We start from the raw sequence: 15,642 nt of genomic DNA on the forward strand, positions 1-15,642 counted from the left end.
TCGATGGCTTCCCTTTGCTAGAATCCGCGACGATTTTGAGAGAGTAAGTTCATGGAGGATTTCGAATGAAAACCATTGCATCCTTATCTGTAGTAGCTATGGCTGTTGCTGCTGCTATTCCTGCACAGGCCAACACAACGTTTGATTTGCCGAATTTTAGCCAATGCTCCGAGGCTGCGACCCAGAGCAATACAAATGACCGTGAGGTGTATCGCATTTTTTCAGATTTCTACTATGAAATTGAAGATAAGCGCGAGTATGCCGTTACCGCGGTGAAAAACTGGGCAAAAAACTTTGCCTCTAGCTGTATCACTTCCACCACTCAAATCACATTAGATGATGTACAGTGTGATGATTTTATCGGCGGTGCGCCAGTTTGCCGTATAGAAAGTGATGAAGGTGACTATGTTGTTGTAAAAGACTACGTTGATTCCACCAATGTAGTCCTTTCCAAGCATGACCAGCAAAACTGGCCTGCAGTTCACACCTCTAATGACATGGACATGCTGTGGATGGCCAATCCTGCGAAGTGTTACTCCGACCTTCTAAAGTCTGGTGTGGATTCCCAGGCGTATTACCTGGATGCCTATAATTACCGTTACTTTGGTGATTTCCGATTTGTGTTGGCTAGAACTACACGTGATCTGGTGCAAAATCTGGCTGGACAATCTAATCAATGTGCCTATGAAACGATAGGTATTGAAGCCAATAAAATGGAGTGTTCCGAGACCTCTGGCGGTACTAAAATATGTGCTTCCAGGCACACCAATGCAGGTTATTTCGTATTTGTTAGTGATGACAACCACGGAATGCATGTGGTATTTAATCGCTGGGACTGATAAGTATTGATGGTTGTGAAAGCTCCTCAAGTGGGAGCTTTTTTGTATCCTTATAGTGGTTTCCAGCTTTTCGTTTTCTGATAGAGTAGGCTTATTGTTCTCCAATACACTTGACCCTGCCTAGTACTACTTCAAATTTTTTCTCTTCCGCCAGAATAATTAACCCTTGTTGCAAGTAATAACTACAATTCTCATGTGCTGCAAGCACATCAACTTGCAGACCCATATTGTTGTAACATGCCATCGGTCACTTTCTATGTCCTATAGGCTTGCCCAGAGTGATCTCCTCGCAAGCCAGTATTGTGTTGTAGCTCCCGACTATTCGTCGAGAGATGCCTTTCCAAAAATTCCGCAATTGTTTTCTGAGAGTGTTCAGATTGTAGGTCTGGTATCGTTCGTTTTCGCTCAGTTAGTAGTAGCTTATGAGTGTCTTTTTCTTGGTCGGGAAAGATGCCGGCTCTACCAGCTGAATCCTCCCTTGTAAATTGTACTTATTATCGGAGGCCAAGCGCACTAGAATGTGAAGAAAAACTAAATATTTAGACAGGAAGAATAACAATTTATTTGAGCATCAGTTTTCCAGGCGAAGAATTCCTTTTCGACCAATATTTTCAAGTGCACATTGTAAAATTTTTCCATTTCTAGTCAAAGTATTCTTAGTTTGTAGAACACACAGTTCCCATCCAGATCTATCTAGCCTAGTGAGATCTTTAATTGATGTGCGCATATTATCAGGATTTGTCTCGCCTGGCTTATATGCACCTAAAGAGGCCAGTATAAAGCGAGCATTTTCATATCTTAATGGGTAGCGTCGTTGAATATTCTGAATTTGACTCACTAATAGGTCGGTGCAGTTTGAGCAGGGAGTTCGGCTTACACCAAGGATTACATTGAATTTCTGGCTGAGTCCTGAAATAGAGTTGTCAATTGCTGAAGGAATCCAAACCTTCCATGTTAAAGATTTCATGAGTTTTTCTTCAGCGTGAGAACCGTTTCCACTTGTTGATGTAAATACTTCTTCAATGCTGGAAGGAGAAAATAAAAAGCTATAAGTCGGATTTTCCGCCTTTAGATACATTTTCTTGTATTCAGACCAGAATTCAACGGCACTCCATTCTACTTGCCTAGTCCCACGTTTGGGTCTCGTAATCTCTCCATGCCCATAGTGATGTACAATTTGATCCCAATGCAAAATCACCCTTAGTTCCTTCTATAATTAACAATTGATAAGTTGGCACAGGTCGATATAAGTGGTACGTAAGATTGCCTCAAAATACTTAGATGCTTGATTTCGTTAAAAACACCAAAGTTAGTACCGTTTAACTCCCTGCGACCAATTGTTTAGTGTAAATTATCATCTAATAAATTAGAATCACAATGTGATAACTTGTAATAACATTTATGGAATCTATTAATTTGAGCCTATGTTTTTAACTTCAAAATAACCACGGGTAAGGGATCCCTGATCTTTTCAATCCTGGCTGCAATTATTTGTTTATTTTTACCACATTCCAAAAGTAGCAGGGGCAGTACTACACTCATTTTCTACTGCTTACTGTAAATATAGTTCCTGTTAAGCTTTGATTGCTGTCTTTACATCCGTCTGAAAAAATACTCCCTTTCATTGGTGGTAGGTTTAAGGGTAAGCATTCGATTGGCTTGCTATAACTCCTACAGGCTGATAGCCTAAAAATGTGATCACATTTATATGGGCCAGGGAGCTCAACTAGCCCCTTTAGTACGGAAAAATTTGGGAGTAGAACTATGCAGGGTGAAATAATAACTGCCACGCCAAGGCATGCCGATATAGTAGCGCATCTAGTTGCCAAGCTATTAATGGCTTTGGTGGGGCATAAGCGTGAAATCAAACCTGATCAACTCATTGAGGCAAGTAACAAGCTGCTGGTAAGGGAGAGTGCTTATAATGCTTTTCTTTATAGAGTTGAGGGTGAGATTGTTGCTGTTATTACCGTTTCCAGGTCTGCAGCTATTTATGCTGGAGGGTATTATGGCGTAATTGAAGAGTTTTACGTAGAACCTGAATGCCGAAGTCAGTCGATTGGTAAAAAAATGCTGGACCGAGTGGTTCAGTTTGCAAGAGAGCAGGGGTGGCCACGTTTGGAGGTGAGTACACCAGAGAAAGACGAGTGGAGCAGGACAGCAGATTTTTATCGTCGGGAAGGATTTTCAGATAACTCTAATGGGGAGAGGTTGAAGCTGGAATTATAGCCCTTATTTTTCTATAAGGTTCGGTACCTTCTGTATGTCTATTTTCCTTGCGGTTTTTATTGATTGTATCGGGCCCTATATAGGCTGAGAAATCAGTGTGTATTAAGGTGGGAAAGCTTATATTAATTCGCTCTCATCGTTTAAATTTAGGACTTTGTAAGGGTGCCTCAACAAGCTTTCTCCAAATAATACTTCTATAACATTGAGCGTTGAGAGTGGACGGGAAATATATGCTATGCCGATTAATGTAAATATTTGTTTGGTGGTGAAAAACTCCCTGTTTTAGCCTTTAAGGCTGAATGAATCGTTGTGGCGTCATTAAGTTGCACGATTTTTTAGTGGTGAATATTTAGGGGGTTGCGGTGGTTGTAATAAAAATAGAGTTTGGCTCTTTGAGATTTTCTAGCCTAGGCGTTCGGAATTACAATAAATACTGAAAAAGATTCTCATTTCCGTCTGAGTTAATGCTTGGAAATATGATTTAGTAGATGTTTTATTGATATTATTTTGCCTGACTGTTTAGTTCTGTAGGGCGCTTATGCTTTACGGAAAAACTGGTTAACAGTGTCATCATCTCGTTCTTGATTTTTGCGGTTTAATATAATTAACTGCCGCTCGGGTTTAAATGTTTTCACCTTTGGTGTGTTCGCCAAGCTGGGAAATAATAAATATATATCGCTTGGTGAAAAGGGTGTTAAAAATCAAATATGAATACATTGCACTAAATTTATAAACATAAGGTCAGTTAAAGCAGTCGGCCGTTTTTATTACAAGGAAAATAATGAAACGTCGCGATCTTCTGAAAGCCGCAGGTGCTCTATCGGCACTGCCACTGGCTGGTATGACCAGTTCTACAGCTCAGGCAAGTAATCGCCTAGAGGATTCCACCTTCCCAAAGTCAATTATGCATGGCAGCCTGCAGGATTCTTCCGGTTTCCTTAAGGTGGTTCAAGGTAACTTGCCTGATGATGTTACCGGCCATTTGTTGATGGCTGAGGGGATTCCTCTCGCTCCTAACCATTTGACTCCAAATGGAAAAGGTGCGCTTACCCGGTTGGATTTCAGTGGTAGAGCCAGTAATGGCAGTGTGGCTTATACGCGAAAAATGATCAGAACCGCCTCTGCAATTATGCAGGAGCAAGATCTGAGTGGTTTCGATAAGTTTAATTTGCTGGGGGGAACTATCTATTCCAGCCCAAATCTTGGCTTTATGAATTATTGCAATACGGCCCCCAATTATATGGGGGAAAACCGCTTTGCGATGAGCTATGAGGGGGGGGTGCCCTATGAGTTCGATGCTACCACTCTGGAAATGATAACCCCTATTGGTGAGGTGGGAGAGTGGGAATCCAGTCTTCCTCCTCTATTGGATAACCTAACGCCAAAGAAGTGGTTGTTCCCACAAATTCGCACTACTGGCCACCCCTTCTTTGATTTGGCGTCCGGTGAGTGCATTACCATCAATTATGGTGGCAATATGGGTGACTCCGGTCGCTCGGGCTTTATTCGCTTGATTTCCTGGGATCAGCGGGGGGCTTTCAAAAGTTGGAATATTCGTGACCGCCAGGGAAATAACGCTTATATCGCGGCCAGTTCCCACTCCCTGGGAGTTACTCGTAACCATGTCATTATTTTTGAGACCGCGGCGAGGGTCGAATCCACTCGTATTCTCGGTACCCATATTGTGCTTCCGCAGGAGCACAAAACTCGCTGTTGGGTGATACGCAAGTCAGATATGGTGCCTGGGCGTGAGGATATTATTGCTGACTACCTGGAGCTGGGCTTTGATACCTCCGATATCGTTTGCAACTATGACGACAGCGCCGGTGAAATCACTCTCTATGGCCAGTATATGGGAGCCATGGACAAGTCTGAACAGCTGTTCCGCTATGAAATATTCCAAGAGGGTGGGCTAGTGCCCAAGTGGTTGTCCGGCTATCCGGCGGCGCCTGTGGATGTTGGAGGTCTGGTGCGGGCTAGAATTCAGGTAACGTCTGACTTTGCACGGGAGATCAAAGACGATTACCGGGTTATCCGCGATGAAAACCTCCTTTGGGATATGAATGACCCAGCTTATCGAGGGCACTTTCAGTTTCCAGAGACATTTGAGCATCTGTATTGGGCTGCGGTGGGCTACCGCCCAGATTTGGTTTCTATGCGCGTTTCCTGGGCATACCGCAATTACCCAGAACGTTTTTATAGTTATTGGGATATGCCCGAGCAAAGTAAGCCATCTGCTTTGGTGCATATGGATTGCACCCGCATGCAAATTGCCGATGCTTATCAGTTCCCCGATGACTGTGTGATGCGGACACCGCAGTTTATGGCGCGGCCTGGTTCCACTGCGCAGAATGATGGTTATCTAATTGCTGCGGTTGTTCGGAAAAATCCGAGTAGTGCGCAATCCAACGGTAAAGAGTTCTGGATATTTGATGCTGCCGCACTCAGCCGAGGGCCACTCTGTATCCTCGCCAGTGAGTCTTTGGAATTTGCTACCACCAACCATGCCCTGTGGGTGCCCTCTATCGGTCGCCGTCCAGCTATGTCTTACCGTTCTGGATACGGGGATTTCCTGCGTAGTAAAGCGCCTGATCACAGTCGCAATGTTCAGGAAATAATCGATCGGGAGCTGTTACCTAGATTTGGTTAATTTTTCCATTAATTGAAATACAACAACTCAATAATGCAACAACAAGGAAGCAAAGGCATGTACCATCCACTTCTCTCCGGGCGAAGTCATTTGTTGCGCCGGGCTACCAATTTCTTGTGTGCGGCAGGTTTGTTTTTTGCTGCGGGGGCTTCGGCGGAGCAGTTACCTCCCCCCATTGATGTACCTGAGGTTTTGAAAAACTATCAGGACACCCAGGATTGTTTTCCCGGTGTTATTCATGACCCTTCAACAATCGCTGAGGTACAGTCGATAGTGCGCGATGCTGCCGCTCAGGGGCGTAAGGTCATGACCGGCACTCGGCGCTTTAACAGCCAGATAGACGCGGCTTGTGCGGGCAACGGCGAAGTGCAAATCACTCTGGAAAATATGAACCAGGTGGTTAGCCTGGATAAAGAAAACCGCTTGGTAACTGTTCAAGCTGGTATGCGTTTTAATGATCTAGCAGCCTATTTGCGTGAGCATGAACTCAGTGTACCGATGGTTACTGAGCTGGCGATCTTCTCGATTGGCGGGATGCTCGGCAGCGGCACTCATGGATCCACCTTTACTCAGAAAAGCAATATGATTTCTGACTATGTCACCGAGATAAAGCTCGTTGATGGCAAGGGGAATCTGCGTGTAATCACTGGTGAACTACTCAATGCTGCGCGGGTTAACCTTGGTGTTTTGGGGGTTGTGGTTGAAGTGACTATTGAAGCCGAACCCGGCTACAAGGTACAAGCCAAAGTGAAGGGACACCGGGATGACAGCGATCTGGAGAATGTCATTTTGGGCTTGGCTCGGGATAACCACTCCGCAAATATTGCCTGGTTCCCAGGTCTCGGCCGCTATACGGTTACTACTTATAATAAGGTTCCTTTGGACACCCGGGGCAATGCTTATAACGCTCAAGCTGATGTCTCGGATTTTTCCGAATATCTCTTTGGCCTGATTTTTGATAGCTTGCATGAAGCCGACAGTGCTGCCCTGCAGTGCTTTGCCGCATCTCTGCGCTATACGGCCCGCTCCAGTTCTTATTTCCGCGATGTAAATACCGGTCTAAAGAAATTCATCAAGCCCACGGGGCACGCGGATCTGATGCAGCATTTTGTCTGTAAAGAGCCGAACAATTGTGTCTGGGATAAGTTGCCGATTGCCTTGCAGGAAGTGGCCATACCTTTTGAGGAGCTGCCCAACTGGATTGCCGATGTGCGCCAGATTATTGCCCACAGTGAGCGCACCTGCTTCCCCTTGAACGGTATTTACTTCCGCTTTGGTAAGGCCTCCGATAGCTATCTGGGAATGAGTGCTGGGCGCGACACCGCTTTTGTAGGTATCGAGTATACTCTGCGCCAGCGCGGTGAGGCGGTGCCTAAAAACTACTTTGTAAACCTGGAAATTGAGCAGATGTCGCTACGCAAATATGGCGCCAGACCGCACTGGGGTAAGAATTCGGTGGCTATTTTTGAGGATATGCCCTCGCGCTTCCCGAAATGGTCTCAGTTCCTTGATGCCAAGGCGGAATTGGATCCTGAGAATGTCTTTACCAATCCATTCTGGCAGCGGGTTAGTGGCCAAGACCCTCTTGAGAATTATCTAACGCCCCAATGTAATGCTGACGGGCAGTGCTATTGCAGAACCGATGCACATTGTGAGCAAGGGGCAACTTGCCAAGCAGGTAATTGGTATTCCGAGGCGCGGATATGTAAGAAAGATTAGGCTTGTATTGATACAAAAGGAGTGGTGGTTTCACCACTCCTTTTTATTTTATTGATGATTGAGTGTTAATTCTTTGAAAGGTGCTCTTTAATATACAGGCAAAACTTTTCTGGATTTTCTATTGGCAACATGTGATTTTCTGAAGCCGCTTGCAATAATTTAGATGAAGGAGTGTGACTGGCAGCAGATTTGGATACTATCTGAAAGAGATTTCTGGTATTACTGCCGTATCCAATCGTAGTGGGGATTTGGATTGTCGACAGGTGCTCTTTATCCAGGCAGGGCTTTTCAGTTTGAGAGAGTTGCAAGGGCAGGGTGTGAGCATTCTCCAGTTGCTGGGCCCGAAGCGCTGGTGCTTGTGAAGAGAAGTAGCCAGCTCTGTTCCCGGAGCCATCAATTAGAAACGTCACAGCCTCCTCAAGCTCACCATTGGCAACCGCTTCGAATACCTTGCCAAACATGGCTTCGGCATCCTGCATAAACGCCTCCATTTTCTTGGTATCCAGATGTCCTGGATAGCCAGGCTCATAGATAAATAAGCTTTTGAACAATTTGGGGGCTTTTATTGCTGCGCTTAAGGCAACATCAGCACCATAAGACCAGGCGATCAAGTGAATGGGGCCATCGCCAAGCGTGGCTGAGAAATTAATTAAATCATTGGCATGAGTTTCAATGCCAAAACTTCCACTCGAGCCTTTATTATCAACACCAAAATGTCTTTGGGTAAGAGAAGCAACCCTGTATTCTTTTGCGAGTATACGATGGTGTGGTTCCCACATTCTTTCATCGGCAAGTGCACCATGAAGAAAGAGGACAGTTTCTTTAGGTTTTTCTAGTGAGTGCTTCATCTTTGGTATATAAACTTTATTATTTATTTCTAACTTTTCACTCTCTGAATTAGAGAGCGCTAATAGCTTGGGTCTGCGCTTCTATGCCTTAAAGTTTTACTCTTTGTAAAGTCTGATAAGGGCCAAGAAGCTGATAGCGGCCAAGTTTACTCCAATCCCCCAGGTTTGTTTACTTAATGGGGAGAGTGAGTATTCAGCACCGATGCTCAGGCGATATGTATCACTGAAGGGTGGATATATCAATAAAAAGGATGCGCCTACTCCGGTGGCAAGTTTAAAACTCAGAATAGGAGATGTGATCCAGGGGATCTGTGCGATAAAAACCCGCTCAAGGTGCTTAATGTTTGAAGGGAATCTCAAAAATTTTATGCCCGCGTATACTGAGTATACAAAAAAGGCAAATACTAGGCTGCTACCAATTACTTTATTGAATGTTAATTCTCGTGAAATCATGGTATCTGCTGCAACCATAATGCTTCCAATAGAGCCGCCTGCAATTGACGTGGCCAGTAAGATCTTTCTGATTATTGCTTTCAATGACTTCCCTTAAAACACCAGTTATTCATATTCTTTTTTGCGGATAGCTTTTCCCAGACCAAGTATATTGATAATTCAATGATCTATGAGAGTCTGTCTCTCAATGAGTTAGCCTGATGGACCCCATTAACAAGAGCAAGATTAATAAACGATCTGCATCGCGAGAGCGCCCGGGTATAACTCAGGCGCTTTAAACTGGAGGATTGCCTTAAAAATTTATCAGGACAGTGGCAGGAGGGTATTTCTGTCTAATTTATTTTTCCAACAACTGATCCAACGGTAATTCAGTGCGGTAACGTACCTGTTTTAGGGAAAAGCTACTCTTAATATGATCAATACCCGGTAACTCCGTCAGTTTTTTATCGAGAAATTCCTGGTAGGCCTGTAGGTTGGGAACAACCACGCGGAGCAGGTAGTCGAAGTCACCGGTCATTAAGTAACATTCCATAACCTCCGGCCATTGGCCGATAACAGATTCAAAATCCTGTAGCTCTTTTTTCACTTGGTGGTTGAGGGTTACCTGAATAAAGACACTAACTGGAAGGCCTACTTTTTCGGGCTCCAAAAGGGTCACGGCGCGCTTGATAAATCCCTGTTCATTGAGATTTTTGACCCGCCGCGAGCATGGCGAGGGGGAAAGGCAGACTTTTTCTGCCAGCTCAATATTGGGAATAGTGGCATCCTCCTGGAGGATCTCCAGGATTTTTTTATCGATGGCATCCAGTAAATAGGCCATGGTTTTTTCCGTATCTCTTCTCTCTGAACGAACACCGGATTATCCGGCTGCTTCACTGCCATGCCGGCATGACAAAACATCCCGGTTGAGTCCTTTCTGGGCAATTATCCTGTTTTATGACTGCGCCGTGAAACCGTTTATTCTTTGTTATCAATATCCGCTCACTAGATCTGTGCTGAGTGACCAGCCGCCAACTGCTCGTTCACTCAGCTTTCCTGTAACCGACTTGCAAACTAGGAAGGTGGTTACGTGTGGGGGTAGATTCTGCGTCTCTCACAGTGGCGCCCCCGCGTAGGGCCTATTCGATGAATCCCTAAAAAACTGACTTTTTGAGTGAATTGTTGCTGGTAGTTTGTGATCTTTAGCGAGTTGTGTCCGTATTATGCCCTAGCCAGGCTTATTTTGGTATGACCTGCCCGGCCGGGCGGTGTTAATTTTAGCGGCTAATAAGCAGATGCTTCGGTTTGGCTTTGAGCTGTTTCAGTAGGTGCCGAGAGAAATGTGGCACCGTGGCTATCGTCATCAAACCGGGCAAAAGAAAAGCAATAATGAATTAATAGGTGGTACCCATGGCAATGGTCGAAGGCGATCAGGAGCTGGGCTTTGATACCGAGTATTCTCTCAAAGCCGCATTTACCCGTGATTCTGGCCGAGTCTTTCTGACTGGTATTGATGCGCTGGTGCGCCTGCCGCTCATGCAGAAACGTATGGATGAGCTGGCTGGCCTGAATACTGCGGGCTTTATTTCCGGCTATCGGGGCTCCCCTCTCGGCGGTTACGACCAAGCGCTCTGGCGTCATAAGAAGCTACTCGCTGGGCACGATATCCACTTTGAACCGGGTATTAACGAAGACCTTGGGGCCACCAACATTTGGGGTACCCAGCTAGTCGATCACTACCGAGAGCAGGCTACCCGCGATGGGGTCTTTTCCATTTGGTATGGCAAGGGCCACGGGGTGGATCGCACCGCAGATGTATTTCGCCAGGCGAATATCCAGGGTACCGCCAAACTCGGCGGTGTGCTGGCATTGTGTGGCGATGACCACACCGCTGAGTCCTCCATGTTTTCCCACAACACCGATCAGATTTTTGAATCGGTAATGATGCCGTTGCTGTTTCCCGCCAGTATCGACGAGTATCTCACTCTCGGTCTCGCTGGTATTGCACTTTCGCGCTTTTCCGGTCTGTGGGTAGGGTTCAAGGCCATTACCGAAACGGTAGAGGCCGGTGCCTCTCTGGTGGTTCCAAGCTTGCCACAGTTCACTATTCCGGCGGACTTCCCCATTCCTGCCCATGGCTTGAATTATGACCCACACCTGAATTGGCCCGCTGAGCGCCTGGAGTACGAGCGCCGTATGCTGGAGGAGCGTTTGCCGGCGGCGCAGGCCTTTGCCTATGTCAATCGCCTGGATAAAACAACGCATGAAAGCGAGCGCAAGCGCTTTGGAATCGTGACTGTGGGCAAGGCCCATGGGGACCTGCTGGAAGCGTTACAACTGCTCAACCTGAGCGAGGAAGATCTGCGCCAGGCGGGCATTGCCATTTATAAGGTGGCGATGTCATGGCCCCTGGAGCCTCGCGGTATCAGTGAGTTTGCCGACGGTATGGAACGGCTGCTGGTGGTGGAGGAAAAACGCCCGCTGGTGGAAGACCAGTTGAAGAACCTACTGTATGGCTGGGAGGACAACCGCCGCCCGAAAGTGGTCGGTAAGAAGGACCTCAAGGGTGAAGATCTGCTGCCGGCGATCTGGGGTTTTGGACCAGATCAGGTGGCCAAGGCGATTACCCGCTGGCTGGCAGATACTGACCTCGCACAGCGTTTGATCCCCCTGGCAGAAAAATTGGGAGGCAATGTACCTCAGCGAGCACAAGGCCTGTTGGCGCGGGAGCCAATTTTCTGCGCTGGCTGCCCCCACAATACTTCCACCAAACTGCCGGAGGGCAGCCTCGGCAGCGCCGGCATTGGCTGTCATATCATGGCGCTGGGCAAGGGGCTGCGCACCGATACTTACTCCCATATGGGCGGTGAAGGCGCCCATTGGGTGGGGTTGCACCGCTTCTCGAATGCCGAGCATATTTTCCAAAATATGGGAGATGGTACCTATAACCACTCCGGTTTATTGGCGATTCGCCAGGCAGTCGCCAGTAAGGTCAATATCACTTACAAAATCCTTCTCAACGATGCGGTGGCTATGACCGGTGGCCAGCCTGCCGATGGCGAGGTAAACGCTCCAAGTCTGGCCGCGCAGCTGCTGGCAGAAGGCGTTGGGGTGGTGGTTCTGCTCAGTGAAAACCCCGATCACTGGCATCAGCACCGCGGTCAGTTGCCGGCGAAAGTGGAAGTGTTAGACCGTTCAGAGCTGGATGCCGTCCAGCGCCGTCTGCGTGAAACGCCGGGTGTCACCGCCATTATTTACGAGCAGGTGTGCGCCGCAGAAAAACGCCGGCGCCGCAAGAAAAAACTGATGGTGGATCCGCCCAAGCGCCTACTGATTAACCAGCGCGTGTGTGAGGGTTGTGGTGATTGCAGTGTGCAGTCGAGCTGTATCGCCGTGGAGTCCCTGGAAACCCCCTATGGCCGCAAGCGTCAGATCAATCAGTCCAGCTGTAACAAAGATATGCGCTGTGCCGATGGCTTCTGTCCCAGTTTTGTCACCATCGAGGGTGGTGAGCTGAAAAAACCGCCGGTTCAGTCTCTGGCCAAGTCCCTGGATTCTGCCATTGTCGATTTGCCGCCAGCGCCGGTGGCAGCCCTGGAACAACCTATTAGCATCTTGGTGGCCGGCATCGGCGGCAGCGGTGTACTCACTGTGGCGGCACTTTTGGGTATGGCCGCGCACCTGGAAGACAAGGGCAGTACCACGCTGTATTTCACCGGCCTATCACAGAAAAATGGTGCGGTGGTCGCCCACGTAAAAGTGGGTGCACGCCCGGAAGCCATTACTACTGCGCGTATCCGCGATGGCGCCGCTGAGCTGCTGCTCGGTTGCGATATGGTCACCGCTGCGGGCCAGCGCCCGAAATTTGCCACGGGCAAAATGCGTGCGCTGGTGAATACGGCCGAGGTGCCGGTGGCGGCCTTTGTGCGAGACAACGAACTAGCTTTCCCGGCGGATGCCACCCAACAGAGTATTGAGTCCCTTTGTGCCGAGTATTTCGCCTTCGATGCGAATAAGTACGCACAGGCACTGTTTGGCGATACGGTTGCCAGCAACCTGATGATTATGGGCTTCGCCTGTCAGAAGGGACTGCTGCCAATTGGTGAGGCGGCACTGGAGCGGGCCATCGAACTGAATGGTGTGGCGGTGGAAAATAACCTGCGCGCATTCCGTGCAGGGCGCTTGTTGGCGACGGATCCGAGGGCGATAGAAAAGCTGGCGGTACCGGCGCAGCCCGTAAAAATGATCGAGCCGCAGGAATCTGTGGAGCAATTGATCGCACGTTTGAGCCGCGAGCTGGTTGAATATCAAAATGCCGCTTACGCTCACCAGTTCACACAGGGTATCGAGCATTTATACCGAGCGGAGCTGGCTCTTGCCGGCACGACGGGGGAATTGACCCGCACTGCAGCCAACAGCTTGTTCAAAGCCATGGCCTATAAGGATGAGTACGAGGTAGCGCGCCTGTACAGCGGCGAGGATTTCCAGCGTCAGTTGCGCGAGACTTTTAGCGGTGATTATTCCCTCAAGTTCCATATGGCCCCGCCATTGCTGGCACGCCCCGATGCCAGTGGCCGGGTGCGCAAGATGCAGTTTGGCCCTTGGATGGGCCGCTTAATGCCATTGTTGGCGCGTGGTAAAGCGTTGCGTGGTTCCGTGCTGGATGTGTTTGGCTACACCGAAGAGCGCCGCGCCGAACGGGACTGGGCACGCCAGGTGGCGCGAGCGGTACAATCGGTAGCGGCTCAGCTGAGCGCTGACAATCTTGCCGAAGCCCAGGAATTGCTGGCAATTCCTATGCAAGTGCGCGGTTACGGGCATGTGCGTGAGCAGAAATTTGCCCAGGTACAGGAGCGCTGGCAGCAGTTATTCAGCCAGTTTACCGCGGGGAACAAGGAGCAGGCGCCGGTGGCGGTTTCCTGAGCCCCTGGGTAAGCAACGTAAATAGTGCATCGGAAATAAGTAAGGAATGGATGTATGGCAGGGACGCCAGTGATATTCCTTACCGTGTACCTGGAGGCAAAATCTATCGGGTCTAACCCGGCCGAAAGGGGATCAGCGGATTGAGAAACAGACCGCGGACTCCAGTGAGTGAAACCGGAGCTTCTACTGCGGAAAAGCACAGGCAGTCCATGTCCTGAGTGGCGATGGGCCTGTGTACCTGCCCCGGCTCGCGCAGGACGAAATCCCCCCGCCCATAGATACCGTTGTGATCGGAAAAGCTGCCGTGCAGTACCAGGGCGAATTCCCGCCCACGGTGATCGTGTTTCGGTAGTCCGCTGCCGCTGCGCAGGCTGTGAAAAGCCACTTCATACTCTCTCTGTCCAGACTTGAGCCGGCATATTTGTAGGTTGCGAGTCAGGGTCTTCCAGCGCCTGTTTGGATTGCTGGCCAATAATTTATTTAACACTTTGGGTAAGTGGTCCATAGCCGGTTCCCTGCTGACCGGGGCCGGGGTGGAGCTTTCTTCACTTTTGTGGAGGATTTTCTCCGGAATCTGGCTGATGCGTTCCATCAGGCGCTCGAAGGCGTTGGCTTGCAATGGCTGCGCCGGGCTCCCATTTAGGAGGGAGCCACCGAGATTGTTCAGGGTATGCAACTGGGATCGGCAATCAGCACACATCTGCACATGGGCTGCAACAACCAGGCTGGGGCCCCTGGCCAAGCTGCCTGAGGCGTATTCCAACAGAAGGTTTTCATCCGGGTGATGGCGAATCATTGGACGTTTACCTGACGAACCGAGCTTGCAATTTCTTCATGGCCAGGCGCACCCTGGATTTGACCGTGCCAAGGGGGAGGCGCAATTCTTCGGAGATCTCGCTGTGGGATTTTCCCTCCATATAAGCCTTTTCCAAAATGTGGCACTGCTCAGCGGGTAGGGCGCTGAGTCCATCGGCAATATCGCGCTCGTTGCGCTTGTGTTGTAAGAACAGCAGCGGCTGGCTTTCCAGGTTCTCATCCCAAATATCGGCCACATCAATATCGTTGTCGCGATTTTGATGGCGCTGGTTGCGGCGCAGCATGTCAATACGGCAATTGCGCATAATAGTGAATATCCAGGTGCTGGCCGAGGCCTTGCCCTGGTCAAAGCGGGGGGCTTTATGCCATACCTTGAGCATAACTTCCTGCACCAGTTCATCGGCCGCTTCGGCGTTGAGTGCCTGGGTACTGCGGCTGTGGTGGAAGCCCTTAATGAGCGGGGCAAAATGTCGGAAAACACGCTCAAACGCCTGGCGGTCGCGCTGAGCGCCAACCTGCGTTAGCAGCCTGCTCCAGTCATCCTTGTAGTCCTGGGAAGCTTTCACCGCAATTCCATTGCCGTTTTGTCTTTGCCTATGCGCCATATTAGCGCTCTCTAATGTTGTGTCGATCCTTACTACGCATCTGCGCACTAAATGGATTGGGTTATTTTTATTTTGGCGCTGTGATCTGCCATTGGCAGGCTAACGTAAATCAGAGGGGTAGCGCCGCGGAATACAGTGGAAGGGAAAATGAGCAGCCGCACATTAGTAAAAGAGGTCCAGTCTTATTATCGGGATTTTTTGGTTAGAGACCCGGCGGAACTGTCAAATATGTACAGTGACAAAATTGTGTTTCGCGATCCTCTGCACCGAATCGAGGGGCTCCCCGCCCTCAAGGCCTATTTCTCTGATATGAGCCACGGCCTTACCCAGTGTCGCTTTCGCTTTGAGGAGGCTTCCATTACCCGTGATAGTGCCTGCCTGCCCTGGTATATGCACTATGCACACCAGTCTTTGAAGGGCGGCCGGCCGCTGCGTTTACGCGGTTGTAGTTTGGTGCGCTTTTCCGACAAAGTGTTTTATCACGAAGATTTCTATGACATGGGGGCAATGGTGTACGAGCAGGTGCCCCTGCTGGGATCCCTGTTGCGCAGGATTAAGTTGCGTCTGGAGCGGGGCTGACT

Annotated in this window: 12 protein-coding genes; 6 read left to right on the forward strand and 6 right to left on the reverse strand. The window is 48.9% G+C overall.

From position 1 onward, the window contains the following. The first annotated feature begins 65 nt into the window (after nucleotides 1-65). Entirely contained in the window at nucleotides 66-839 is a 774-nt protein-coding gene (locus ACJJIT_RS06250) for a hypothetical protein (protein WP_444900328.1), read from the forward strand. A 571-nt stretch (nucleotides 840-1,410) separates the two neighbouring features. Here ACJJIT_RS06250 and ACJJIT_RS06255 read toward each other — a convergent pair. Next, a complete protein-coding gene (locus tag ACJJIT_RS06255) occupies nucleotides 1,411-2,037 on the reverse strand; it encodes a hypothetical protein (RefSeq protein ID WP_444900329.1) in 627 nt (208 codons plus the stop codon). Nucleotides 2,038-2,603: 566 nt separating this feature from the next. On the opposite strand from ACJJIT_RS06255, the gene ACJJIT_RS06260 reads away from it, so the two are divergent. The 3 genes from ACJJIT_RS06260 (at nucleotide 2,604) to ACJJIT_RS06270 (ending at nucleotide 7,437) form a co-directional block, all read left to right on the forward strand. Then, nucleotides 2,604-3,068: a GNAT family N-acetyltransferase gene (locus tag ACJJIT_RS06260; RefSeq protein ID WP_444900330.1), complete on the forward strand. Its 465-nt coding sequence runs from the start codon at nucleotides 2,604-2,606 to the stop codon at nucleotides 3,066-3,068. A gap of 781 nt (nucleotides 3,069-3,849) precedes the next feature. Further along, nucleotides 3,850-5,718 (forward strand): carotenoid oxygenase family protein, encoded by a 1,869-nt coding sequence (locus tag ACJJIT_RS06265; protein ID WP_444900331.1) that lies wholly within the window; start codon nucleotides 3,850-3,852, stop codon nucleotides 5,716-5,718. Between the two features lie 57 nt (nucleotides 5,719-5,775). Beyond that, nucleotides 5,776-7,437: a D-arabinono-1,4-lactone oxidase gene (locus tag ACJJIT_RS06270; RefSeq protein WP_252082302.1), complete on the forward strand. Its 1,662-nt coding sequence runs from the start codon at nucleotides 5,776-5,778 to the stop codon at nucleotides 7,435-7,437. Between the two features lie 65 nt (nucleotides 7,438-7,502). Here ACJJIT_RS06270 and ACJJIT_RS06275 read toward each other — a convergent pair whose 3' ends face one another. The 3 genes from ACJJIT_RS06275 to ACJJIT_RS06285 form a co-directional block, all read right to left on the reverse strand. Beyond that, the gene (locus tag ACJJIT_RS06275) at nucleotides 7,503-8,285 is read right to left on the reverse strand and encodes an alpha/beta fold hydrolase (RefSeq protein WP_444900332.1); all 783 of its coding nucleotides are present in this window, start codon (nucleotides 8,283-8,285) and stop codon (nucleotides 7,503-7,505) included. Between the two features lie 96 nt (nucleotides 8,286-8,381). Next, on the reverse strand, nucleotides 8,382-8,822 hold the full coding sequence (locus tag ACJJIT_RS06280) for a hypothetical protein (protein ID WP_444900333.1): 441 nt from the start codon (nucleotides 8,820-8,822) through the stop codon (nucleotides 8,382-8,384). Nucleotides 8,823-9,075: 253 nt separating this feature from the next. Then, complete coding sequence (locus tag ACJJIT_RS06285; RefSeq protein ID WP_152456185.1) at nucleotides 9,076-9,558, reverse strand: Lrp/AsnC family transcriptional regulator; 483 nt, start codon at nucleotides 9,556-9,558, stop codon at nucleotides 9,076-9,078. Nucleotides 9,559-10,127: 569 nt separating this feature from the next. Here ACJJIT_RS06285 and ACJJIT_RS06290 point away from each other — a divergent pair. Next, complete coding sequence (locus ACJJIT_RS06290) at nucleotides 10,128-13,640, forward strand: indolepyruvate ferredoxin oxidoreductase family protein (protein ID WP_444900334.1); 3,513 nt, start codon at nucleotides 10,128-10,130, stop codon at nucleotides 13,638-13,640. Nucleotides 13,641-13,752: 112 nt separating this feature from the next. Here the strand turns inward: ACJJIT_RS06290 and ACJJIT_RS06295 are convergent, their stop codons facing one another. Together ACJJIT_RS06295 and ACJJIT_RS06300 are read right to left on the reverse strand one after the other, a co-directional pair. Next, nucleotides 13,753-14,436 carry a ChrR family anti-sigma-E factor gene (locus ACJJIT_RS06295; protein ID WP_252082294.1) on the reverse strand — a complete coding sequence of 228 codons (684 nt, stop codon included), beginning with the start codon at nucleotides 14,434-14,436 and terminating at the stop codon, nucleotides 13,753-13,755. Between the two features lie 7 nt (nucleotides 14,437-14,443). After that, entirely contained in the window at nucleotides 14,444-15,061 is a 618-nt protein-coding gene (locus ACJJIT_RS06300; protein WP_444900335.1) for a sigma-70 family RNA polymerase sigma factor, read from the reverse strand. A 147-nt stretch (nucleotides 15,062-15,208) separates the two neighbouring features. Between ACJJIT_RS06300 and ACJJIT_RS06305 the strand changes: the two genes are divergently transcribed. Then, on the forward strand, nucleotides 15,209-15,640 hold the full coding sequence (locus ACJJIT_RS06305) for a nuclear transport factor 2 family protein (protein ID WP_252082292.1): 432 nt from the start codon (nucleotides 15,209-15,211) through the stop codon (nucleotides 15,638-15,640). Nucleotides 15,641-15,642 lie beyond the last annotated feature (2 nt).

The sequence above is a fragment of the Microbulbifer mixtoriginis (SeqCode) genome, from assembly GCF_052467515.1.

What these genes read in the sequence shown, in the direction of transcription:
- ACJJIT_RS06250 (WP_444900328.1), top strand. Translation starts at nt 66, where the DNA reads ATGAAAACCATTGCATCCTTATCTGTAGTAGCTATGGCTGTTGCTGCT.
- ACJJIT_RS06260 (WP_444900330.1), top strand. Translation starts at nt 2,604, where the DNA reads ATGCAGGGTGAAATAATAACTGCCACGCCAAGGCATGCCGATATAGTA.
- ACJJIT_RS06265 (WP_444900331.1), top strand. Translation starts at nt 3,850, where the DNA reads ATGAAACGTCGCGATCTTCTGAAAGCCGCAGGTGCTCTATCGGCACTG.
- ACJJIT_RS06270 (WP_252082302.1), top strand. Translation starts at nt 5,776, where the DNA reads ATGTACCATCCACTTCTCTCCGGGCGAAGTCATTTGTTGCGCCGGGCT.
- ACJJIT_RS06275 (WP_444900332.1), bottom strand. Translation starts at nt 8,285, where the DNA reads ATGAAGCACTCACTAGAAAAACCTAAAGAAACTGTCCTCTTTCTTCAT.
- ACJJIT_RS06285 (WP_152456185.1), bottom strand. Translation starts at nt 9,558, where the DNA reads ATGGCCTATTTACTGGATGCCATCGATAAAAAAATCCTGGAGATCCTC.
- ACJJIT_RS06290 (WP_444900334.1), top strand. Translation starts at nt 10,128, where the DNA reads ATGGCAATGGTCGAAGGCGATCAGGAGCTGGGCTTTGATACCGAGTAT.
- ACJJIT_RS06295 (WP_252082294.1), bottom strand. Translation starts at nt 14,436, where the DNA reads ATGATTCGCCATCACCCGGATGAAAACCTTCTGTTGGAATACGCCTCA.
- ACJJIT_RS06300 (WP_444900335.1), bottom strand. Translation starts at nt 15,061, where the DNA reads ATGGCGCATAGGCAAAGACAAAACGGCAATGGAATTGCGGTGAAAGCT.
- ACJJIT_RS06305 (WP_252082292.1), top strand. Translation starts at nt 15,209, where the DNA reads ATGAGCAGCCGCACATTAGTAAAAGAGGTCCAGTCTTATTATCGGGAT.